The 20,832-nt window shown below is 65.3% G+C and carries 23 protein-coding genes; 13 read left to right on the forward strand and 10 right to left on the reverse strand.

The genetic code is table 11. From position 1 onward, the window contains the following. Positions 1 to 134: 134 nt before the first annotated feature. On the forward strand, positions 135 to 1,406 hold the full coding sequence (locus tag JOD47_RS04235) for a M20 metallopeptidase family protein (protein WP_204536420.1): 1,272 nt from the start codon (positions 135 to 137) through the stop codon (positions 1,404 to 1,406). A 71-nt stretch (positions 1,407 to 1,477) separates the two neighbouring features. After that, positions 1,478 to 2,344, forward strand: a complete 867-nt coding sequence (gene trmB, locus JOD47_RS04240) for a tRNA (guanosine(46)-N7)-methyltransferase TrmB (RefSeq protein ID WP_204532221.1) — start codon at positions 1,478 to 1,480, stop codon at positions 2,342 to 2,344. Positions 2,345 to 2,474: 130 nt separating this feature from the next. Here trmB and JOD47_RS04245 read toward each other — a convergent pair whose 3' ends face one another. Then, entirely contained in the window at positions 2,475 to 2,987 is a 513-nt protein-coding gene (locus JOD47_RS04245; protein WP_204532222.1) for a DinB family protein, read from the reverse strand. Positions 2,988 to 3,090: 103 nt separating this feature from the next. On the opposite strand from JOD47_RS04245, the gene JOD47_RS04250 reads away from it, so the two are divergent. From JOD47_RS04250 to JOD47_RS04265, 4 genes are read left to right on the forward strand one after another with little or no spacing between them, the layout of a single operon-like run. Next, complete coding sequence (locus JOD47_RS04250) at positions 3,091 to 3,765, forward strand: hypothetical protein (RefSeq protein ID WP_204532224.1); 675 nt, start codon at positions 3,091 to 3,093, stop codon at positions 3,763 to 3,765. Then, positions 3,752 to 4,060, forward strand: coding sequence for a transcriptional regulator (locus tag JOD47_RS04255; protein WP_204532227.1), 309 nt, complete (start codon positions 3,752 to 3,754; stop codon positions 4,058 to 4,060). Before JOD47_RS04250 ends, JOD47_RS04255 begins: the two co-directional genes overlap by 14 nt. Further along, positions 4,057 to 4,989 (forward strand): ABC transporter ATP-binding protein, encoded by a 933-nt coding sequence (locus tag JOD47_RS04260; protein WP_204532229.1) that lies wholly within the window; start codon positions 4,057 to 4,059, stop codon positions 4,987 to 4,989. Before JOD47_RS04255 ends, JOD47_RS04260 begins: the two co-directional genes overlap by 4 nt. Continuing rightward, entirely contained in the window at positions 4,986 to 5,822 is an 837-nt protein-coding gene (locus JOD47_RS04265) for an ABC transporter permease (RefSeq protein ID WP_204532231.1), read from the forward strand. The genes JOD47_RS04260 and JOD47_RS04265 overlap by 4 nt, the downstream gene beginning before the upstream one ends. A gap of 24 nt (positions 5,823 to 5,846) precedes the next feature. On the opposite strand, the gene JOD47_RS04270 is transcribed toward JOD47_RS04265, so the two are convergent. The 8 genes from JOD47_RS04270 to JOD47_RS04305 all read right to left on the reverse strand — a co-directional run bounded on the left by JOD47_RS04270 (position 5,847) and on the right by JOD47_RS04305 (position 14,460). Further along, positions 5,847 to 6,539 (reverse strand): SDR family NAD(P)-dependent oxidoreductase, encoded by a 693-nt coding sequence (locus JOD47_RS04270; RefSeq protein WP_204532233.1) that lies wholly within the window; start codon positions 6,537 to 6,539, stop codon positions 5,847 to 5,849. Between the two features lie 51 nt (positions 6,540 to 6,590). Further along, positions 6,591 to 7,283 (reverse strand): PspA/IM30 family protein, encoded by a 693-nt coding sequence (locus JOD47_RS04275; RefSeq protein ID WP_204532234.1) that lies wholly within the window; start codon positions 7,281 to 7,283, stop codon positions 6,591 to 6,593. A gap of 5 nt (positions 7,284 to 7,288) precedes the next feature. Continuing rightward, positions 7,289 to 7,894 carry a hypothetical protein gene (locus JOD47_RS04280; RefSeq protein WP_204532235.1) on the reverse strand — a complete coding sequence of 202 codons (606 nt, stop codon included), beginning with the start codon at positions 7,892 to 7,894 and terminating at the stop codon, positions 7,289 to 7,291. Positions 7,895 to 7,950: 56 nt separating this feature from the next. Next, positions 7,951 to 8,373 carry a heat shock protein transcriptional repressor HspR gene (locus tag JOD47_RS04285; protein ID WP_204532236.1) on the reverse strand — a complete coding sequence of 141 codons (423 nt, stop codon included), beginning with the start codon at positions 8,371 to 8,373 and terminating at the stop codon, positions 7,951 to 7,953. A 37-nt stretch (positions 8,374 to 8,410) separates the two neighbouring features. Further along, positions 8,411 to 9,406: a DnaJ C-terminal domain-containing protein gene (locus JOD47_RS04290; RefSeq protein WP_204532240.1), complete on the reverse strand. Its 996-nt coding sequence runs from the start codon at positions 9,404 to 9,406 to the stop codon at positions 8,411 to 8,413. Between the two features lie 89 nt (positions 9,407 to 9,495). After that, complete coding sequence (locus JOD47_RS04295) at positions 9,496 to 10,158, reverse strand: nucleotide exchange factor GrpE (protein ID WP_204532242.1); 663 nt, start codon at positions 10,156 to 10,158, stop codon at positions 9,496 to 9,498. Between the two features lie 2 nt (positions 10,159 to 10,160). Then, positions 10,161 to 12,035, reverse strand: coding sequence for a molecular chaperone DnaK (dnaK, locus tag JOD47_RS04300; RefSeq protein ID WP_204532251.1), 1,875 nt, complete (start codon positions 12,033 to 12,035; stop codon positions 10,161 to 10,163). Between the two features lie 229 nt (positions 12,036 to 12,264). Further along, positions 12,265 to 14,460, reverse strand: coding sequence for an MMPL family transporter (locus JOD47_RS04305; RefSeq protein WP_204532253.1), 2,196 nt, complete (start codon positions 14,458 to 14,460; stop codon positions 12,265 to 12,267). A gap of 91 nt (positions 14,461 to 14,551) precedes the next feature. On the opposite strand from JOD47_RS04305, the gene JOD47_RS04310 reads away from it, so the two are divergent. The 5 genes from JOD47_RS04310 (at position 14,552) to JOD47_RS04330 (ending at position 18,372) form a co-directional block, all read left to right on the forward strand. After that, a complete protein-coding gene (locus JOD47_RS04310; RefSeq protein WP_204532255.1) occupies positions 14,552 to 15,022 on the forward strand; it encodes a MarR family transcriptional regulator in 471 nt (156 codons plus the stop codon). A gap of 10 nt (positions 15,023 to 15,032) precedes the next feature. After that, entirely contained in the window at positions 15,033 to 15,830 is a 798-nt protein-coding gene (locus JOD47_RS04315; RefSeq protein ID WP_204532257.1) for a methyltransferase domain-containing protein, read from the forward strand. Between the two features lie 35 nt (positions 15,831 to 15,865). Beyond that, positions 15,866 to 17,476 carry a phytoene desaturase family protein gene (locus JOD47_RS04320; protein WP_275577871.1) on the forward strand — a complete coding sequence of 537 codons (1,611 nt, stop codon included), beginning with the start codon at positions 15,866 to 15,868 and terminating at the stop codon, positions 17,474 to 17,476. Between the two features lie 57 nt (positions 17,477 to 17,533). Further along, the gene (locus tag JOD47_RS04325) at positions 17,534 to 18,043 is read left to right on the forward strand and encodes a low molecular weight protein-tyrosine-phosphatase (protein WP_204532259.1); all 510 of its coding nucleotides are present in this window, start codon (positions 17,534 to 17,536) and stop codon (positions 18,041 to 18,043) included. Between the two features lie 167 nt (positions 18,044 to 18,210). Next, the gene (locus tag JOD47_RS04330) at positions 18,211 to 18,372 is read left to right on the forward strand and encodes a PIN domain-containing protein (protein ID WP_204532261.1); all 162 of its coding nucleotides are present in this window, start codon (positions 18,211 to 18,213) and stop codon (positions 18,370 to 18,372) included. Positions 18,373 to 18,413: 41 nt separating this feature from the next. On the opposite strand, the gene JOD47_RS04335 is transcribed toward JOD47_RS04330, so the two are convergent. Further along, a complete protein-coding gene (locus JOD47_RS04335) occupies positions 18,414 to 19,121 on the reverse strand; it encodes a TetR/AcrR family transcriptional regulator (RefSeq protein WP_204532263.1) in 708 nt (235 codons plus the stop codon). Positions 19,122 to 19,255: 134 nt separating this feature from the next. Between JOD47_RS04335 and JOD47_RS04340 the strand changes: the two genes are divergently transcribed. Both JOD47_RS04340 and JOD47_RS04345 read left to right on the forward strand, forming a co-directional pair. Next, positions 19,256 to 20,215 (forward strand): NAD-dependent epimerase/dehydratase family protein, encoded by a 960-nt coding sequence (locus JOD47_RS04340; protein WP_204532265.1) that lies wholly within the window; start codon positions 19,256 to 19,258, stop codon positions 20,213 to 20,215. Further along, positions 20,212 to 20,829 (forward strand): LysE family transporter, encoded by a 618-nt coding sequence (locus tag JOD47_RS04345; RefSeq protein WP_204532268.1) that lies wholly within the window; start codon positions 20,212 to 20,214, stop codon positions 20,827 to 20,829. Before JOD47_RS04340 ends, JOD47_RS04345 begins: the two co-directional genes overlap by 4 nt. Positions 20,830 to 20,832 lie beyond the last annotated feature (3 nt).

A 20,832-nucleotide genomic window follows, 5' to 3' on the forward strand; every position in this document is an offset into this window, starting at 1 on the left:
TGCGGCTGAAGGAACCCGAAAATCTCCGGGAACAAGCTCCAGGTACCGCAAGCAAGTGGGTCAAGTCTATCAGTGGTCCGGTTGCGCTCCTGACGGCGGTTGGTGAGGATGGGGTCTGTGTGAGCAAGCCCACCATGCCCGCCCCACCGAAAACCTCACCACCTCCAGGAGGAACCTTGCCTACCGCCGCCGCAATCCGCGCCCATGCTGCAGACCTTTCCGGGGAGGTGACGCAGTTGCGCCACCGGCTGCATCAGGAGCCGGAGATCGGGCTGCACCTCCCGCGGACGCAGGAAAAGGTGCTGGAAGCGCTCGATGGGCTCCCCTACGAGGTGAGCATCGGCAAGGATACGACGTCGGTGACAGCCGTGCTGCGCGGAACGGCGCCGTCGTCGGCCTCCCGGAAGCCGGTGGTGCTGCTGCGCGGTGACATGGATGCGCTTCCGGTACAGGAGCAGACCGGTGCGCCCTACGCGTCCCACATCGATGGCGCGATGCACGCCTGTGGACACGACCTGCATACCGCAATGCTCGCCGGAGCCGCGCGGATCCTTGCCGACCGGCGTGACCAACTGGCCGGCGACGTCGTTCTGATGTTCCAGCCCGGCGAAGAAGGTTTCGACGGCGCGGGCGTGATGATCCGGGAGGGCGTTCTTGAGGCCGCCGGGCGACGGCCGGATGCGGCATACGGCATTCATGTGGTGTCCTCGCTGCTGCCGAACGGCCTCTTCGCCAGCAGGCCGGGCACGCTGATGTCAGCGTCGGATGGGCTGTACGTGACCGTCCACGGTGCCGGCGGTCACGGGTCAGCGCCCCACCGCGCGAAGGATCCCGTGACCGTTGCGGCGGAGATCGTGACCAGCCTCCAGACGATGATCACCCGCCAGTTCGACATGTTCGACCCAGCGGTACTCACTGTCGGTCTGCTGCACGCCGGAACCAAGCGCAACGTCATCCCCGAATCCGCACGCATCGAAGCGACGATCCGGACGTTCTCCGAGCAGAACCGGGAACTGATGCGCACGGCCATCCCCCGGCTCGTAAACGGCATCGCCGAGGCGCACGGTCTCCACGCGACGGTCGAGTATGAAACGGAGTACCCGCTGACCGTGACCGACGCGGGCGAAACCTCGAACATCGAGAAGCACGTCCGCGACCTGTTCGGCGACGAGCGGTACACGCAGATGGTGAACCCGCTCAGCGGCTCCGAGGATTTCTCCCGCGTGCTTGCGGCCGTGCCCGGGAGCTTCGTCTTCCTGTCCGCGGTTCAACCCGGCGTGGACCCGGCAGGTACCGCGTTCAACCACTCTCCCTACGCGGCCTTCGATGACAGCATCCTCGCTGACGGCACCGCGCTCTATGCGCAGCTGGCCATGGCGCGGATCGCCGAGTTGGCCGGCGCCTGATCCAGCGGCACCATCCAGCAACACCACCCAGCGGCACCGCCCGCTTTGCACGCCTCGCTACGCTTGTACCGATGAGCACGCGCCCTGAACCCCAGCCCTTCTCCACCCAACCCGTCTCTTTCGTCCGCCGAGGCAACCGCCTCCAGGGCCGCCGTCGTGATGCCTGGGCTGAATTGTCTGAGGGCCTGGTGGTGGACGTGCCCCGCAACACTGCAGCGGACACGTCCGTGGACCCTGCCTGGGAGTACGACGCCGCTGCCTCCTTCGGGCGCGACGCCCCGCTGGTGGTGGAGGTCGGGTCAGGACTCGGTGAAGCGGTAGCGGCCGCCGCGACGGCCGATCCCGACCGCAATTTCCTCGCGCTCGAGGTGTACAAGCCGGGACTCGCCCAGACCCTGCTGCGTATCGATCAGGGCGGTCTCACGAATGTGCGCATTGCCCAGGTGAATGCGGCCGAGGCGCTGGCCACCATGATCCGCCCCGCCTCGGTTGCTGAACTGTGGGTCTTCTTTCCCGATCCCTGGCACAAGACCCGCCATCACAAGCGCCGGCTGGTCAAGGACTCCTTTCTTGCACTCGCCGGGCGCGTGCTGGCACCGGGCGGCATCCTGCGCCTCGCCACCGACTGGTCTGACTACGCCGTGCAGATGCGCGCCTCCGCCGATGACTCACCTCTTTTCGAGAACCTGCACGACGGCGAGCGCGCCGGCTCCGACAGCCCGCTCACCTTGGTCTGGGCCAGCGGTGTGGAGCACGAGGTCGGCGGCACGCCCCGCCGGGAAGGGCGCGAACCAGCCGGGACGGCTTCGCGGAACGAGGGCGAAGACTCGATCGGTGGCTGGGCCCCCCGGTTCGACGGCCGCATCCTGACGAGCTTCGAGAACAAGGCTCACGACGCCGGCCGCTCGATCTTCGACCTGGCGTACCGCAGGGTTTAGTCAGCCGCGGACGGTCAGCGCTGACGGTAGGCCGCGGACGATTCCGTGCAGGTTCCACCCTAACCCGGCACCTACCGCGGCGTGTTCGGCTTCGACACGCACATCGGCGGCGCGAACCTGCGAGGAATCGTCAGCCGCGGACGTCGGAAAGGTGATGGACGACGTCGTGCAGTCCGTACTGGGCGAGGGTCTCGACGGTGAAACGCGAACCGTTGCTGCGCCGCCCCACCCGGTGCCAGTCCGGGACCGAGTCCAGCAGCGCTGTATAGGTCTCCCCCGCTGCCGCCAGCTCGTCGGCTACCCGGGCCGGATCCTCGTCGGCGTAGTTCTTCTCCCGGGCAGTGCGGTCCTGGTCCCAGTTCTCGAAGATCGGGTCTTCCTGCGCCAGCATCAGTTCCGTGCGCTCGGTGAACAGGACATAGACGTCCCGGACGTGCGCGGCATACTCAAGCGTTGACCAGGTGCCCTCATCCGGACGGTCCCGCACGTCAGCCCGACCGAGCGCTTCCCGCCACCGCGGCAGGTCCAGCCTGTGTTTTTCCGCGATGCTTCCCGACGGATAGTCCGCCGCATCGAAGCCGCACTGCGGGCAGGGACGCTCCAGCACCCAGGTCCAGTCTTTGGTATCCGGTTCAATCGCCATGGAGGGAAGCGTATCCACACCTGACCCTTCGTCTGCATCCTGTGACGATGGATTTCGACCTGACCTCTTGCAGCAAACTGGTTTGTACTGCAAAGTAGTTTGTGTGAACTCACACAAGAAGGTTCCCGACGGCTCCAACCGGTTCGACGACGAACGCCCCCTGGACCTGAACACCGCACTCAACGTGGTTTCGGCCGCAGAAAAGCGTGCCCGCCGGGAACTGCGCGGCAACGGTGCCTGGGTGTATCTCCTCTGGGCACTCACGTGGTTCCTTGGTTTCGGTACGCTCCACGGTTCCCGCAACGGCTGGATTCCCCTCGAACCCGAAACCGCGCTCACGCTCTTCGGCCTCCTCGTTGCCGCCGGTGTAGCGGTGACCATCGTGATCTTCGGCCGTCAAAGCCGCGGAATCCGTGGCCACTCATCCTTCACCGGCGGCTTCTATGCGCTCGCCTGGATCCTGGGGTTCATCGTGATGGGCGCACTGGGTGGCACGATCGGGATGGCAGTGGATGACTTCTGGCTCCGCGGCATGCTGATCAACGGCATCGCCATCCTGATTGTCGGCCTGCTGTACATCACGGGCGGAACCACCTTCAACGACGTGGTGCAGGTCGTCATGGGCGTGTGGTTCCTCGTGGTGGACATCGCGTCGATCGTCGCCGGGCCGGAGCACTTCCTCACCGTGTTCTTCATCTTCGGCTCCGGCGGATTCTTTGTGGGCGCCGCTGTGCAGGCATTGCGTCAGCGCCGGGGGCACTCGCATGCCCGAGCTTGACCCGGTCATCCATGCCGAGTCACGGCTACGGGCCATCACCACACTGAACGAAGTCGGCGAGCGCAACCGCATCGCCTTCACCAAGCTGCAGAAGATCCTCGACATGACCGCCGGTAACCTCTCAACCCACCTGCGCAAGCTTGAAGACGCCGGCTATATCACCGTTTCCAAGACCATCGAGGGCCGCACACCGGCAACCTATGTGGCCATCACTCCGGCGGGAACCGCCGCCTACGCCGCCTACCGCCTGGCACTACACCAACTCCTCACCACCGAACTTACGGAGAAATCATGACCTCACCAGCAACCCTCGCGCAGCGCCGGCAGGGTACGACGGCGCCGCTCGCCTCCGCGGAAGCTGTCACCAAATCCTTTGGCAAGACTGCTGCACTCACGGGAGTGAGCCTGCAGATCCATCCGGCTGAGTCTGTGGGGCTGCTGGGGCCGAACGGTGCCGGCAAGTCAACCCTCATCGGCCTGCTGTCAGGGCTCCGGCGTCCGGACTCGGGAACCGTCCGGCTTTTCGGAGATGACCCGTCCCATCCACGCACCCGCCTGCGGCTCGGCATCACTCCGCAGGCGACTGCTGTTCCGCAGAACCTGACCGTCCGTGAAGCCGTTCAGTTCGTCGCGGGGCACTACGCGCACCCGATTCCTGCCGCGCAGCTCCTGAAGGATTTCGGCCTCGTGGAGGCGGAACGGAAGCAGTGCGGCGGTCTGTCCGGCGGTCAGCAGCGGCGCCTGCTCGTAGCGCTGGCCCTTGTGGGAAGACCGGAGCTGGTCATCCTCGACGAACCGACCACCGGCCTGGATGTGGACGCGCGCGAGACCCTCTGGAGCCAGCTGCGCACCTACCGCAGTTCCGGCGGCACGCTGCTCATCACCAGCCACTACCTCGAGGAGATCCAAGCGCTCTCCAGCCGGGTGGTGGTCATCGACCGGGGAACAGTGATCGCTGACGGGACCGTGGATGACATCCGCAGCCGCGTGGCAGTCAGCAAGGTGTCCTTCGCAACGGATCTGCCGCCGTCGTCGTTCCTGTCCCTTCCCGGCACGGTGGACGTCACGGTAGCTGACACCGGACGCACCACGGTGGTGACCCAGGACGCCGACGCCACGGTCCGCGAACTGGTTCACGGCGGGCTGGCGTTCGCGCAGCTTGAAGTCCATGGCGCCACCCTCGAAGAAGCCTTTCTTTCCCTCACCGCCAAGGAGAAGCAATGAGCACCGCCACAGCACACAACCCGCCCACAGGACGCAACGCCGCCACAGCTCACACTGCTCCGTCTCAGCTTTCACTGATCCGCACGCATACGAGGGCGCAGCTCCTAGAGCAGCTGCGCATCCCGGTCGCGGTGATCTCGTCGGTGGTTTTTCCGGCGCTGGTGCTGATGTTTTTCGTGGTGCCGCAGTCGGCGGTGACGGCCAATCCGATGGCCTCGCTCGCATCGATAGCGCAGCTCGGCGTCTTCGGCGTGATGAGCGCGTTCCTGTTCAACTACGGAGTAGGCGTGGCCGAGGACCGCGCCAATCCGTGGAGCAGTTACGTCCGCTCCCTCCCGGCGGGACCGCTGCCCGGAATCCTGGCACGGGCGGTGACCGGGATGCTGTTCGCGTTCATGTCACTGCTGCCGGTCCTGATCCTCGGCGCCCTGCTCACCTCAGCGCCGGACGCCTTCACCAGCGGCGACCTGCCCTGGTGGAGGGTTCCCTTTGCTGTAGGGGTGTGGCTGTTGTGCGGGCTGCCGTTCCTGGCGCTCGGGCTGTTCATCGGGCACCTGTGCACCTCCAAGGTAGCCGTCGCGGTGACGCAGGTGGTGTTCTTCCCGCTGGCCTTTGCGGGCGGCATGATGCTTCCGCCACTGATGTTCCCTGAGTGGCTCAACACGCTCTCGCTGTTCCTGCCTTCGCGTGCCGCGCGGGATTTGTCTGTCTTCGCGCTGACTGGCGAGGGGCTGCACCCGACCACCGTCGTCTGCCTGCTGGCCTGGTTGCTGGTGCTGGGAGCGACAGCCCTCTGGGCGGCGCGGCGCGACCAGGGTCGCCGCTTCCGCTGACCTCGCTTGCGTGCCCGTTCCCGCTCAGTCGAACGACGACGACGGCAGGTCCCGCTCCCCCGCAGCCATCGCATCCACAATCCGCCGGGCCACCGCATCCGGGTCCTTGCCCTGCGGCAGGCGGGGTGCCTGGCCATCGATGGGACGGGTAGCCAGGCCGGTCTCGGTATGGGGCGGACGCACGTCCAGCACGCGGACGTTACTACGGCGCAGCTCGAGTGCCGCTGCCTTGCCGAAGGCGCTGAGGGCAGCTTTGCTCGCCGAATACGCTGCCATGCCGGCGGTGGGACTCTCGGCCACGACGGCACTGATCTGAACGACCTGCCCGCCCTTGTTCAGGCGTGGAACCACCGCCCGCAGAAGCCGGGCGTAACCCACGAAGTTGGTGAGGAGCAGCTCATCCAGGGTGTCGTCGTCGAGCTCTGCCAGAGCGCCGAACGCGACGACGCCCGCTGCGTACACCACGCCGTCCAACGGTTGGTCCCCGAGCGCATCAACGATTCCGGCCGGGCCGCCCGGCAGCGTGAGGTCAGCGGCGATGGAATGGGCGCCAAGCTGGCCGGCAAGTACACCGAGCTTCTCCTGGTCCCTGCCGCTGAGCGTCACTTCCGCTCCTCTGGACTTCAGCTCCCCCGCAATGCGCGAACCGAGTTCACCTGTTGCGCCGACCACCAGGAAGTGTTTGCCGCTGATTCCGTTGCCATTGAGCTCATCCATTGCCCGAGCCTAGCAACCGGCCCTGACGGTTCCCTCGGAGTGCCCGGGCTGTCAGGCGGACCCCGGGCGGTTGCCCTGCACCCGCCCCTTCAACTGGCGGAGATCCTGCTCGGCGGCCTCACGGGCTTCCAGCTCATCGAAGGCCTCTTCGAGCTTCCCGGAGGTCGGGTCTGACCAGGCGAGTTCTTCCTGCGCAGCCTGCTGGTGCCTCAGTTGCCGGGCAGCCTGCTCCGCCTCGCGGGCAGCACGGGCGGTTTCCATGCTGTTGCCTGCTGAGGACGAGACCGCACCCTGAACATTCAACGCTGCCTGCGTTGCACCGTGCTGCGCCCTGAGTGATTCGTAACGGACGGCGTTGTCCTGCAGGGAGGTTTCGAGCCGGTACAGATCTGACTCCAGCGAGCGGAACTGCTGATCGACGTCGTCGCGTTGGCGGGTCAGGGTTTCGAGTCTCTTCTGAATCTCCAGGGCATGGCGCAATGCCGACCGGGCGGCGTCGTCATTGTTGTTCGCGACCGCCCGTTCCGCTTCGCGGTTGCACGCATCGAGATCCGCGGCTGCCTGCCGGGCAAGGGTGTCCACGCGATGGCGGACGGCGGCGAGGTCAGCGACGCTGCGGCGCGCGCGGTCGAGGTTTTCCTCCTGTTGCCGCTGCGAATCACCAAGCGCGGCGATCGGATCACCCGGTTCGACTGCGTTTCGGCGCGAGGCGATGATGCGTGAGATGCGGCGTCGGACGGACACTGGCGCTATGCCCTCCGGGTGCCGGTGCCGTACGCGGCGTTCCAGGTCTTAAGCGCGCCGATCTCCATGGTGAGGCGGGAGGTGGCGCGTTCCAGTTGCCTGCTGCCGGTTTCCTGGTGCACCTCAAGCAGGGTGCGACGCAACTGGGCCGACAGTTCGCAGAGGGAGTTGACCTGCTCGCCGATACTGCGCGCGAGATCCTCCCGCAGTGCCCGGTGGGGCTCCCGCTCAGCCAGTGCTATGCGCTCGCAGAGCACCGCTTCTGCCCGGGTGAGGTCATCAGCCGTTGCGGCCAGATCCCCGGCCGCGGACCCGTGCGCGATGGCGGCGGCAACTGAACGGCGCGTGGCCTCAGTGGATCGCTCCAGCTGGAGCCGGAGCCTTGCGAGTTCCCGTGCCGAAGCGTCCGTGGAAAATGACCGCAGCCGGCTGGAGCCCCGCTCGATCCGGCGACGGAGGACTCCTGAGCGGCGGATGCGGCGCACGATCAGCCAGGTTCCGGTTGCAGCGCCGATCGCGAGGATTCCCAGCACAGCTCCACCGAAGAGGATGAGCTGAAGAACACCCTCCAGCAGGAATTCCGTGGCGTCAGCGAACTCTGAATCAGGCATGTATACAAGTGTGCCGTGGAATTGCAGGTTGCGCCACGTGGGAGGCATCAGAGATGTCAGCGGGTTGGGTCTCCGCGCCAGATCATCAGCGCCTGGCTGCGCGGGCGGGGACGCTGGCCGCGGGCGAGGGTGACGGTCTCGCCAGCCAGACCGGCAGCGAAGACACGGGTCGTCTCCGACCTCCGGCGCTGGGCGAGCTCATCCGTCAGCTCACTGACGCGGTGCTGAAGTGCAAGCACCTGGTTCTCCAGCTCAAGGATGCGCCGGATGCCCTCCAGCGACACCCCCTCCTGGGAGAGCCGCTGCACCTCACGCAGGACGTTGACATCGCGCTGTGAGTAGCGGCGGGCACGCCCGGACGCCCTGCTGGGGATAACGAGGCCCAACCGGTCGTATTGGCGCAGTGTCTGGGGATGCATGTCCGCGAGCTCCGCCGCGACGGAGATGACATAGATCGGCATGTTGATGTCAACAGTCATGTGTTGCTCCCCTTCCGCTGCCTAGCTTTCCCACACCCTAGAGCCGTGCCTTCTCGGCCAGGTTGTTGCGCGGATCCGCATCCTTCGTAGCGTTCGAGAATGCCTCGACGGCGGCTGCGGCGTCCTTGTTCAGATTCTGCGGAACAACGATGTCGATAGTCACCAGGAGATCGCCCGTTACCTTCGATGTCTTCACGCCGCGGCCTTTGACGCGCAGAGTCCTGCCCGAGGGAGTGCCCGCCGGGACCTTGACCGTGACCTTTTCGCCGTCCAAGGTGGGCACCTCCACCTGGGCTCCGAGCGTTGCTTCCGGGAAGGTGACCGGCACATGCACCCGGATGTTGTCGCCGTCGCGATGGAAGAAGGAGTGTGGTTTCACATTCACGGTGACCATGAGATCGCCGTTGCCCACGGGCCCGCTCTGGCCCTTTCCGCGGACACGCACTTTCTGGCCGTCGCGGATGCCGGCGGGGATGCGGACGTCAATGACTTCGCCCGACGGTTCACGCAGGCCGATGGTGGTTCCGCGGATGGATCCTGCGAAGGAGATAGTGGTGCTGGCGGTGCGGTCCGCGCCCTTGCGGGGCGGTGCCTGGTAGCCCGGAAAACCGCCGCCGGACGAGTAGCCGCCTCCACCGCCGAACAGGTCGGCGAACTCCGGTGGCAGGTTGGTGCCGCCGCCGAAGCCCCCGCTGCGCTGACGCTCCGCCGACTGGCCGAAGAGGTTCCCGAAGACGTCGTCGAAGCCGGCGCCCCCGGCTGGTCCGCCGGGACCGCCCGCGGTGAAGCGGGCCCCGCTTCCCATGGCTCGGACTGCGTCATACTGCTGGCGTTCCTCGGGGTCGGACAGCACCGAATAGGCCTCGGAAATGTCCTTGAACATCTTGTCCGAGCCGCCGGTGCTCTGGTTCTGGTCCGGGTGGTGTTTGCGCGCGAGCTTCCGGTAAGCCTTCTTGATGTCGGCGTCGGAGGCGTCCTTGGGCACACCAAGAATCTTGTAGAAGTCCTTGTCGACCCAATCCTGACTAGCCATCTGACCCCTCCCTTCTAAAAATTTTCAGGTTGCCGATTCGTGGAAGCCTTGCCGCCATCCCCTCCGTGCGGAGGGGATGGCGAGCTCAGCTACTCGGGAACAGCAACAATTACCTGCGCGGCACGCAGCACGCGGTCGTTCTTCCTGTAACCCACGCGGAGGATTTGGCTGACGCTGTCGAACTGGACGTCGGCGCTCGGCTGCTGGATGAGGGCTTCATGGATGTTCGGGTCGAACTCCACTCCGGTCTCGTCGATGCGGGACAGACCGTAGGTCTTCAGCGCATTCTCCAGCTTGGCGGAGATTGCCGCGAAGGGCCCATCCGCGAGGTCCCCATGCTGCCGCGCGGCGTCGATGTCGTCGAGAACCGGCATCAGCGAGTTCAGGACCCCGATCACCGCCATGTCCCGTGCGACATCCCGGTCACGCTCCACACGCTTGCGGTAGTTGATGTACTCCGCCTGCAGGCGGAGGAGATCGTTCCGGAGTTCAGCCTCGCCATCGGTGGAAGCCGCTGGGACTTCCTCGCCGGCCTCATTGAGGATGGCTTCTGCCTGAGCCAACGCGTCGGGCCCATCAGCGGCAGCTTCGGGCTCCTGACCGGCGCCCGCTGAGGGTGCCGATCCAGTGTCCTCAGTGCCGGCAGTGCCGTCCTGCTGCCCACGGACCTCGCCGGTTTCCGGGTCGATCTTCCGGTTGTCCCGGAAACTGACGGGCTCCTGGTGCTCTTCTTCGTTTCCGTGGTGAGGCATGGTTACTTCTTCTCGTCTTCGTCAACGACCTCGGCGTCAACGATGTCCTCGTCGTCAGCCTTGGTGCCGTCTTCGCTCGGCTCACCGCTGGGGGCAGCACCGGGACCGGTGGCGCCTTCCTGCTGTGCCTGGGCGTAGATTGCTTCGCCGAGCTTGCTCTGCGAAGCCTGGAGCTTCTCGAAGGCGGCCTTCACCTCATCATCATTGTCCTGGGTTTCCAGGGCCTTCTTGAGGGCGTCGACGTCGGCCTGAACCTCGGTCTTGACCTCTTCCGGCAGCTTGTCCGAGTTATCGGCAATCAGCTTGTCGGTTGAGTAGGCCAGTTGCTCGGCGCCATTGCGGGTGTCAGCTGCCTCGCGGCGCTGCTTGTCTTCGGCAGCGTGCTCCTCGGCGTCGCGGACCATGCGGTCGATGTCTTCCTTGGAGAGCGAGGAACCACCGGTGATGGTCATCGACTGTTCGGTGCCGGTGCCCTTGTCCTTGGCGGACACGTGCACAATGCCGTTGGCGTCGATGTCGAAGGTCACCTCGACCTGCGGTACACCGCGCGGCGCGGGGGCAATACCCGTGAGCTCGAAGGTACCCAGCGGCTTGTTGTCCCGGGTGAACTCGCGCTCGCCCTGGAAGACCTGGATGGCAACGGAGGGCTGGTTGTCATCCGCGGTGGTGAAGGTTTCGCTTCGCTTGGTGGGAATGGCCGTGTTGCGCTCGATCAGGTGGGTCATCACACCGCCCTTCGTCTCGATGCCGAGGGACAGCGGGGTGACGTCAATGAGGAGAACGTCCTTGCGCTCGCCCTTCAGCACACCTGCCTGCAGGGCTGCACCGACTGCAACGACCTCATCCGGGTTGACGCCCTTGTTGGGCTCCTTGCCGCCGGCAAGTTCCTTGACCAGTTCGGAGACGGCCGGCATGCGGGTGGAACCGCCGACAAGCACGATGTGATCGATGTCGGCGACCTTGATGCCGGCTTCCTTGATGACGTCGTTGAACGGCTTCTTGGTGCGGTCCAGCAGGTCCTTGGTGAGGTCCTGGAACTTTGCCCGGCTGAGGTGCTCGTCCAGGTGCACCGGGCCGTCAGGGGTGACGGAGAGATACTGCAGGGAGATGTTCGTCGAGCTGGCTGAGGACAGTTCCTTCTTGGCCTGCTCAGCGGCTTCCTTCAGACGCTGCAACGCGATCTTGTCCTTGGACAGGTCTGCACCCTTCGCCTTTGCCTGCGCGAGGAGGAAGTCAACGACGCGCTGATCCCAGTCATCGCCACCAAGGCGGTTGTCGCCGGAGGTGGACCGGACCTGGATGGTGGAGAAGTCATCCTCGTCCTTGCCGACTTCGAGGAGCGAGACGTCGAACGTACCGCCACCGAGGTCGAAAACCAGGATAAGCTCATCTTCCTTGCCCTTGTCCAGGCCGTAGGCGAGCGCTGCAGCGGTGGGCTCGTTCACAATCCGCAGGACGTTGAGGCCTGCGATTTCGCCGGCCTCCTTGGTGGCCTGACGCTCGGCGTCATTGAAGTAGGCGGGAACGGTGACGACGGCGTCCGTCACCTTTTCACCCAGGTAGCTCTCGGCGTCGGTCTTCAGCTTCTGCAGAATACGCGCGGAGATTTCCTGCGGTGTGTAGGTCTTGTCATCGATCTGTTTGGTCCAGTCGGTCCCCATGTGGCGCTTGACGGAGGCGATGGTGCGGTCGATGTTGTTGACAGCCTGGCGCTTGGCGATCTCGCCGACCAGAACTTCGCCGCTCTTGGAGAAAGCGACAGTGGACGGCGTGGTGCGGGCGCCTTCCGCGTTGGCGATGACGGTGGGCTCGCCACCTTCGAGCACGGAAACGACGGAATTGGTGGTTCCGAGGTCAATACCTACTGCACGTGACATGCGTATTTCCTTTCAGCGAGTCGGCGGCCCTGTGGCCATCAACCAGAAATTCGGGATTCCGCCCAGATTGAGCGTTCTGCACTCAACTGTACTCAGCATCATTCATGTGTCAAACCAGACTTGAGTCGATATCGCTCAATTCAAGATCAGAGCGCGACGACGATGCCCCCAGTTCCCGGAAATCCAGCGGCTCGGTCCTCTTTCGTGCTGTCCCATCGGATCAGTGGATTCAGTGGGAATGTCTAGACGTTCCCACTGAATCGGGCGTTTCGCTGGGAGTGTCTGCCCTGTGAGCACCGCCACCAGTCGCCGCGCCGCCGTCGTGCTTGGCCATTTTCGAAGGCCACCAGATCTTCGGCCCGATGTCATACGCCAGCGCCGGAACCAGCAGCGACCTCACAATCACGGTGTCGAGCAGCACGCCGAACGCCACGATGAAGGCGATCTGCGCAAGGAACAGGATGGGAATGACGCCCAGGGCCGCGAACGTAGCCGCCAGCACAACGCCCGCGGAGGTGATGACGCCGCCTGTGACACCGAGTCCGCGAAGGATTCCGGGCCGCGTTCCGATGCGCAGCGACTCCTCCCGCACGCGTGTCATCAGGAAGATGTTGTAGTCAACGCCGAGCGCCACCAGGAACACGAAGCCGAAGAGCGGAACAGAGGCGTCCGCGCCGTCGAACCCGAGCAGGTTGTTGAACACGAGCGCTGAGACACCGAGCGCAGTCGCGTAGGACAACACCACCGAGCCGATGAGCAGCAGCGGCGCCAGGACGGACCGCAGCAGCAGCATGAGGACCACAAGGATCACCACCAGGACGATGGGGATGATCTTCGTCAGGTCCGCCTGTGCGGTCTCGTTGGTATCGAGGGCAACGGCGGTCACTCCGCCCACCAGCACCTCGGGGCTCACCGCGTCCAGGTCGGTGCGCAGCTGCTTGACCAGTTCCTCCGCCTCCGCGGAGTCGGCCTGGTAGCCGAGCGTGGCCCTGACCAGCACGTTGCCATCGCGGACGACGACGGCGCCCGCCCCCTCAGTGACAACGGTCGCCTCGGCGACGCCCTCCTGTCCTTCAAGGACGTCGAGCACGGCATCTTCCTGCCCTTCCGGCGCGATGATGGTCAGCGGACTGCCGGCACCGGCGTTGAAGTGGCGGGCCAGCGCATCCTGGCCGTCCACCGCGTTGGACGGTGTCAGGATCAGTGAAGACTGCGGCACACCCGAGGCCTGGAGTTGAAGAAGCCCAAGCGAACCAGCCACAAGCACCAGCAAGGAAACGATCCAGACGGGTCGGGAAAACCGCGAGATCAGTCCGCCGACCCGCTTCCAGATACCGCGCAATCCTTCGAGACCGGTGACGTTGCGACCGTGGACACCGGCCGGATGGGTACCGGCCTTGGGCCGCAGGGGCCAGAACGCGCTTCGGCCGAAAAGCAGGAGGAACGCGGGCAGGAGGGTCAGCGCGGCCAGCAGGGAGAAGACAATGCCGATCGCGGCAATGGGGCCAAGGCTGCGGTTCGAGTTGAGGTCGGAGAACAGAAGGCACAGCAGCGCGAGGATCACCGTGGCGCCGGAGGCGATGATCGGTTCCACCGAGGCCCGGTAGGCAACCTTCATGGCATCCCACTTCGAGCTGAACTCGGTGAGTGCCTCCCGGTAGCGGGCAACCAGCAGCAGTGCATAGTCCGTTGCCGCGCCGATGACCAGGATCGACAGGATCCCTTGGCTCTGCCCGCTCAGCTCGATCCAGCCCCACAACGCAAAGGCATAGACGAGCAGGATTGACGTCGCAAGCGCGAAGACGGAGGTGAACAGCACCAGGAACGGCAAGAGGAGCGCGCGGTACACGGCCAGCAGAATCACGAACACGGCTGCCAGAGCCACGGCGAGAAGGATGCCGTCAATGCCGCCGAACGCACTCACCAGGTCAGCAGTGAAGCCCGCCGGCCCGGTGACGTAACCCTCGGTGCCCGCGGGAAGCTCAGCCTCAAGCACCTCGCGGAGTTCGATGACCACCTCACCCAGTTCCGCGCCGTCGGACACTGAGGCAATGTACTGGATGGCGAGGCCATCCTCCGAAGGGATGGGACCGATGACGGCGGGTTGCCCCTCGGCGGCAGGCTCAAGGCCCGGCACCTCGGTCAGCTGGCCGGCAAGCTCTTCATACTGGGCAAGCTCCTGCGGAGGAATCTCCGTCTCTGACTCCACCACAATCACGGCGGGCACTGCCGTCGATTCCGTAAACGCCGCCTGCAGCTCTCCAGCCTCCGTTGACTCGGCGTTGGCCGGGAGGAAGGACGCCTGATCGTTGCTGGAAACCTCCTCCAGCTTGCCGAACGTGGGACCGCCGAAGCCGGCACCGATGAACCACAGCACCACGATGAATGCCGGGAAGAACACCCGGACCCACTTCTTGTTGAACATGCGCAACCTCTCTGGAGTATCTCTGCCGCCTACTATATCCATCATCGAGATAATTTCCAGTATTCTAGTCTTGGAGACGAACAGGAGGAAGATGGCCGCCGCATCACGTGAACTACTGGCTTTGCTTCAGCAGTTCACCGTCGAGACCGACCGCTACGTGGATACGGTCAGCGTCCGCGATGCCCTGCACCGGACGGACCTGAACGCACTGGGAATCATGATGGGGGCTGCGCGCACCGGCGCCACCGTGACACCCGGGATGCTTCGCCACGCCCTGAACCTGAGTTCGCCCGCGACCACGGCCCTGATAGACCGGCTGGATGAAGCGGGGCATGTCCGCCGCTCACGGAGTTCTGTGGATCGGCGGCAGGTGCACCTCGAGATGACGGAGAAGGCGCTCGAGACCGGGTCCCGGTTGTTCATCCCCCTGGCGCGCGAAGTGGAACAGGCCCTCTCCGGATTCACTCCCGAAGAACTTGAACTGTTCAGCACCATGATGCGCAAGGTCACGGACGCCACCGTGAACGCGCGCCGCAAGGCGTTGGAGGACGCGCCGGAGTAACCTGTCGGTCATGAACGATGAGGTCTACTCCCATGGTCATCACGCCAGCGTGACGAGCGCCCATGCAACACGCCGGGCGCAGGATTCCGCCGGATTCCTGCTGGAGCATCTTTCCTCCGGGATGGACCTGCTCGATGTCGGCTGCGGTCCGGGCAGCATCACCGCCGATTTCGCTGCCCTGCTGGATCCCGGAGTAGTGATCGGCATGGATCGGGCCGAGGACGTCGTGGCACTGGCGGCGCGCACCTACGCAGGCGTCGAGAACCTGTCCTTCCGCACGGGCAACGTGTATGACCTCGACCTTGAGGACGAAGCCGTCGATGTGGTGCACGCCCATCAGGTACTGCAGCACCTCACCGACCCGGTCGCCGCACTGCGCGAGATGCAGCGCGTCACCCGTCCCGAAGGCATCATCGCTGTCCGCGATGCAGACTTCCATGCCATGGCCTGGTACCCGCCCGCTCCGGAGCTGGACGAGTGGATGGAGACCTACCAACAGCTCGCCCGCAGCAACAGGGCAGAGCCCGACGCCGGCCGCCACCTCCTTGCCTGGGCTCACGAGGCGGGCCTGACGGAGGTGGAGGCATTGTCGTCGAACTGGTTGTATGCCACGCAGGAGCGCCGCCGCTGGCACGCGGAGACGTGGGCGGAGCGTGTGCTGAGCTCCGGCTTCGCCGAGCAGACACTTGAGCGCGGACTGGCGGACAGCGCCGCCCTGGAGCGCATGGCTGCCGGTTGGCGGCGCTGGGGTGAATCGCCCGACGGCTGGTTCCTCATCCCGTGCGGGGAGCTCCTTATCCGCGTGTGAAGTTCGGTCCGGGTGTGAAGTTATAGGGTGAGGCGATGATGAGCCGGTCCCTGTCAACCGATCCTGAGCATTTCGACGTCGTTGTAGTCGGCGGCGGCCACAACGGCCTGGTGGCGGCCGCGTACCTGGCGCGAGCCGGCAGGTCCGTGGTGGTCCTTGAGCAGCAGGACCAGGTGGGCGGCGCAGCGGTCTCCGCCGAAGCCTTTCCGGGCACCGGCGCCCGGTTGTCCCGCTACTCCTACCTGGTGAGCCTCCTGCCGCGGCAGATCATCGAGGACCTCGATCTTGACCTGCACCTGGTACGACGGCGGTACTCCTCCTATACGCCGCTGCCCGGCGCTGACGTCGGGCTACTTATCGACAACTCGGATGACGAGGCGACCCGCGCAAGTTTTGAACGCGTTGGTGCCGGAGATGATGCCGGCGGGTTCGCTTCGTTCTACCGGCGCACCACTGCACTCGGAGAGAAGCTGTGGCCAACGGTGACGCGGCCGCTGCTGCGCCGGACTGAGGCGCGCGCACTCGTCGGCGACGACGCCGTGTGGGAAGACTTCATCGAGCGGCCGGTCGGCGAGGTAATTGAACGCTGTGTGGACAGCGACCTGGTGCGCGGGCTCCTGCTGACCGACGGGCTCATCAGCACCTTCGCCCGGGCGCACGGCGAGGATCTGCGGCAGAACAAGTGCCTGCTGTATCACGTGATCGGCGGAGGCACCGGGGACTGGGATGTTCCCGTCGGTGGAATGGGAGCCGTCTCCGGAGCGCTGGAGCGGGCGGCCCGCGAAGCCGGCGTGGTGATCCGCACGGGAGCGGAAGTGACTGCGGTCGCTGCGAACGGCGTCGTGCATTACATGCTTGACAGCGAAGGCGGTGGCCCACAGCGGGTGAGCGGAGAATTTGTCCTCGCGAACGTCACGCCCGCCGTTCTGGGGCGGCTGATGGGCGGGCCGGATGCGTCTGGCTTCGCACCGGCGTCGCATCCGGTTGCAGAGGGCGCGCAGGTGAAGGTGAACCTGTTGTTGTCCCGGCTTCCGCGGCTCAGGGATCCTCAGGTGGGCCCCGAGCAGGCGTTCGGCGGGACGTTCCATATCAACGAGACGTACCCGCAGCTGGATCGGGCCTATACCGAGGCAACCGCCGGCCGTGTACCCGACCCGCTGCCGATCGAGATCTACTGCCACTCGCTGGCGGATCCTTCGATCCTGTCGCCGGAGCTGCGGGAGTCAGGCGCGCACACGCTCACCATTTTCTCCCTGCAGACCCCTCACCGGCTGGTTGCCTCGGGGGACCCTGATGCTCACCGCGCTGCGCTGCAGCAGGCGGTGCTGGCGTCGCTGAACAGTGTGCTGGCCGAGCCGATCGAAGACTGCATCCTCACGGGGCCGTCGGGTGAGCCCTGCATCGAAACCAAAACCACCCTCGATCTCGAGGACACCCTCGGCCTGACGGGTGGGAACATCTTTCACGGGCCGCTGTCGTGGCCCTTCGCGGACGACGACGAACCCCTGGACACGCCCGCTCGCCGGTGGGGTGTTGCAACGGATCACCCGCGCATCCTGCTGTGCGGTGCGGGGTCCCGGCGGGGCGGCGGAGTAAGCGGACTCGGTGGGCACAGCGCCGCGATGGCGCTGCTGGAAGAGGATTAGCCGAGGATTTCGGCACGCCCCCTGCGACTGTCCCGCTTCAGTACCTAGGATTGATGCATGTACCGGATCGTCACTGTCTGCACCGGCAATATCTGCCGCTCCCCCATGGCCGAGATCATGCTGAACCGCGCTTTTGAAGAGGCTGGTCTGGCCGATGACGTCCTGGTGGATTCCGCCGGCACAACCGGCTGGGAAGCGGGTAACCCGATCGATGAGCGGGCGGCCGCGAAGCTCACCGCACTGGGGCTGGCCAGCGACGCGCACCGCGCGCGGCAGTTCGACCCCAGCTGGTACGCGGAGCGCGACCTCATCCTCGCACTGGATGTGGACCACTACGAGGACCTCCGGCTGGAAGCACCGGACGCGGAGAGCCGGAGCCGTGTGCGCATGCTTCGCGAATTCGATCCAGGCGCTGCCGGAACACCGGTTTCCGAGCTGGGAATCTACGACCCGTGGTATGGGGATCAGGCAGACTTCGAGGCCACCTGGCGGCTGGTCAACGACGCCGTTCCGGGGATTGTTCAGTACGTGCTGGAGGAACTCGCGCGGGGTCACGCTGCCCGCTGAGCCCTGCGGCCGACAAGCCTTACTCCCCAAGTGAGGAACCTGCTGAGGGTTTTCCACATATCTTCCTGATTCAGACAGCCGGCGCCGTGACTTATACCGTTGCATCATGACCGCATTCGATGGATGTGGACATTGGGTTGAGCCCTATACCGCCGATGTTGACCAAGTTGACTTGGTCAACATGGGCCAGCACGGCAGCGTCCCTGGACTGGCACCATGCAGACCCCTTCGACCGACTCATTGCAGCGCAAGCCCTGATCGAAGGTGCCACTGTGATCACCAGCGACGCCGCCATGCACGACTACGAACCGCTGAGTACCCTTTGGTAGCTGCCGCACTGCGGAGGCGGCCAGCCGGGCTGGCCAGCAACCTATAGCCCCACAACCCCCTTCAGCACCAGCAAGTGCTGCTCAAACAGCTGCTCCGGATCGCCGAACGTGCGCGCGCCATACTGGCCGAAGACCTCAAAGCTGATCACGCCGAAGAGTGCTGCCCAGACGAGCGTTCCCCTCACGATCAGGTCATCGTCGGCTTCCAAACCCATCTCCTGCCGAATCCAGGCCAGGTCTGCAGCTAGCTGAACTTCCACTGGCGCCTCATGCTGCAGGGCCGGGAGGGCTGCCACGCCGCCCTTGGCCCGGTAGGCGTCATCGTAGATCCGGACCAGCGCCCTGATCACACGGGTACCGGGACCTGTGGTCTGCTCCGCGGGTGCGTGATAGCCCGGAACCGGGCTGCCGAAGAGCAGCGCATAGCGCGCGGGCTCCCTGACCGCCCAGACGCGTACCGCACGGGCCAGGGCAATAAACCTGGCGGCGTAGTCCGACGCCGGCACTTTCGAGACCGCGTGATCCACCTCGTCGCCCAACTCCGTATAGGCGTCCACCACCAGCAGGGTAAGGAGCTCATCCCGACTCTCGACGTACCGATAGACCGCCGAAGAAACCAGCCCGAGCTCCCGGGCGATGGCCCGCAGCGACAAGGCAGCGGCCCCATGCACAGCGAGATGTTCGCGGCCGATCCTGATGATGTCTTTCATCGTCTGGGTGCGCGCACGTTCACGTGGAGTAGGGGCCATGCTCCCATGCTCGCTGCACCGGAGAGCATCGTCAACTTTAGAGAGCACCGCTCTTGACGCATGCCCTTCGGCGAGCGCATACTGATTGCGAGAGCACTGCTCTCCACTTTACGCACTCATCAATCGGAGCCGACATGACACAGCTATACGTAGTGACCGGAGCGGGCCCCGTCGGCTGGACAGTAGCCGAGAAGCTCGCTGCCCGGGGCGACAGGGTGCGCATCCTCACCCGTTCCGGCGCAGGACCAGACAATCCAGGCATCGAGCGGATCCGCGTGGATGTATCGGACCCTCACCGGGTCCAACCGGCCTTCGAGGGGGCGGAAGCGGTCTTCCACTGCATCCACGGCTCCGCCTATACGGCTGCAGCATGGGAAGCGGAGCTGCCCCGTGCAGAGCAGGTGGTGCTGGAGGCGGCTGGGCAGGCGGGCGCCGTCGTCGTCTTTCCTGAGAGCCTGTATTCCTACGATCAACCGGACGAGGTCATGACTGAACGCTCCTCCCGGAAAGCGGTGGCCGGCAAACGCGGTGTGCGCACCCTGTTGCTGAGACAGCGGGAGGCGTCGGCCACGGCGACGGTCAGCATGGTCGCCTCAGACTTCTACGGGCCACGGGTCCGTGCAGCCCATGCAGGGGAACGCATCGTCCCGCGCCTGCTGGCCGGCAAGACTATCCGACCGCTCGGAAACCCGGACCTGCCCCACTCCTTTACCTACGTTCCCGACCTCGCGGCGGCCATGATCGCGGCTGCCGCCCGGAAGGAACTGTGGAATTCGGTCCTGCACGCCCCGACAACTGCCGCTCCGACATTCCGCGGGATCGCGAAGGAATTCGCTCGCGCCGCCGGATCCCCGGAGCCCCGGATCAAGCCGGTTCCCGGCTGGATGGTGCGCTTGCTCGGGAAGTTCCCGGGTGACCTGCGGGAACTCTCCGAGATGCTGTACCAGTTCGAGAATCCGTTCGTCATGGACTCGGCGCATAGCGAGGTACTGCTTGGCCTTCGGCCTACTCCCCTGCAGGACGGAGCCGCCGCGACGGTGAGCTGGTGGCAGGGGCAGGGGGCTGTGCCGTTGGCCCCTAAGATTGTTCAGTGACCCTTTCGATTTGGCTGGCGCTGGTCGGCGCCCAGGCGCTGATCAGTTTCACCCCGGGCGCCGGAGCCGTCAACACCATGAGCAACTCGCTCACCGTCGGGTTCCGCCGCTCCATGTGGGGCATCCTCGGCCAGCAGGTGGCACTGCTGGTACACATCGCCGTCGTCGCCGCAGGGGTTGGCCTCCTGGTCGCCGGGTCTCCGCTGGCGTTCAGCATCATCCGCTACGCGGGTGCCGCCTACCTGGTGTACCTCGGCATCCGGAAGTTCCTTGAGCCTCTGGTGCCGGCCGAGCAGGCAGCCACGCTCCATGCCGAAGGCGCTGCGTCGATGTTCCGCCGCGGCCTGTGGGTGAACCTGCTCAATCCCAAGGCGATCGTGTTTTTCCTCGCGTTCGTCCCCCAATTCATCCGGCCCGAGCAGGAGCTTTTCGGCCAGTACGGTGTGCTGGCGGGAACCGTCGTCGTTATTGATGTTCTGGTGATGTGGCTGTTCTTCGCCGCCGCTGCCCGTTCCTTCAGCCGGTTCACCAGCGGCCCGCGCGGGCAACGCGTCCTCAACCGCACTTTCGGCACGCTGTTCGTGGCCGTGGGTGCGCTGCTGGCATTCGCCTGACGC

It is taken from the genome of Arthrobacter tumbae (genome assembly GCF_016907495.1).
GTDB classification, from domain to species: Bacteria; Actinomycetota; Actinomycetes; order Actinomycetales; family Micrococcaceae; genus Arthrobacter_D; species Arthrobacter_D tumbae.

Coding starts and splice junctions, on each gene's coding strand:
- JOD47_RS04235 (WP_204536420.1), top strand. CDS start 135: ATGCCCGCCCCACCGAAAACCTCACCACCTCCAGGAGGAACCTTGCCT.
- trmB (WP_204532221.1), top strand. CDS start 1,478: ATGAGCACGCGCCCTGAACCCCAGCCCTTCTCCACCCAACCCGTCTCT.
- JOD47_RS04245 (WP_204532222.1), bottom strand. CDS start 2,987: ATGGCGATTGAACCGGATACCAAAGACTGGACCTGGGTGCTGGAGCGT.
- JOD47_RS04255 (WP_204532227.1), top strand. CDS start 3,752: ATGCCCGAGCTTGACCCGGTCATCCATGCCGAGTCACGGCTACGGGCC.
- JOD47_RS04260 (WP_204532229.1), top strand. CDS start 4,057: ATGACCTCACCAGCAACCCTCGCGCAGCGCCGGCAGGGTACGACGGCG.
- JOD47_RS04265 (WP_204532231.1), top strand. CDS start 4,986: ATGAGCACCGCCACAGCACACAACCCGCCCACAGGACGCAACGCCGCC.
- JOD47_RS04270 (WP_204532233.1), bottom strand. CDS start 6,539: ATGGATGAGCTCAATGGCAACGGAATCAGCGGCAAACACTTCCTGGTG.
- JOD47_RS04280 (WP_204532235.1), bottom strand. CDS start 7,894: ATGCCTGATTCAGAGTTCGCTGACGCCACGGAATTCCTGCTGGAGGGT.
- JOD47_RS04285 (WP_204532236.1), bottom strand. CDS start 8,373: ATGACTGTTGACATCAACATGCCGATCTATGTCATCTCCGTCGCGGCG.
- JOD47_RS04290 (WP_204532240.1), bottom strand. CDS start 9,406: ATGGCTAGTCAGGATTGGGTCGACAAGGACTTCTACAAGATTCTTGGT.
- JOD47_RS04295 (WP_204532242.1), bottom strand. CDS start 10,158: ATGCCTCACCACGGAAACGAAGAAGAGCACCAGGAGCCCGTCAGTTTC.
- dnaK (WP_204532251.1), bottom strand. CDS start 12,035: ATGTCACGTGCAGTAGGTATTGACCTCGGAACCACCAATTCCGTCGTT.
- JOD47_RS04305 (WP_204532253.1), bottom strand. CDS start 14,460: ATGTTCAACAAGAAGTGGGTCCGGGTGTTCTTCCCGGCATTCATCGTG.
- JOD47_RS04310 (WP_204532255.1), top strand. CDS start 14,552: ATGGCCGCCGCATCACGTGAACTACTGGCTTTGCTTCAGCAGTTCACC.
- JOD47_RS04315 (WP_204532257.1), top strand. CDS start 15,033: ATGAACGATGAGGTCTACTCCCATGGTCATCACGCCAGCGTGACGAGC.
- JOD47_RS04320 (WP_275577871.1), top strand. CDS start 15,866: ATGATGAGCCGGTCCCTGTCAACCGATCCTGAGCATTTCGACGTCGTT.
- JOD47_RS04325 (WP_204532259.1), top strand. CDS start 17,534: ATGTACCGGATCGTCACTGTCTGCACCGGCAATATCTGCCGCTCCCCC.
- JOD47_RS04335 (WP_204532263.1), bottom strand. CDS start 19,121: ATGGCCCCTACTCCACGTGAACGTGCGCGCACCCAGACGATGAAAGAC.
- JOD47_RS04340 (WP_204532265.1), top strand. CDS start 19,256: ATGACACAGCTATACGTAGTGACCGGAGCGGGCCCCGTCGGCTGGACA.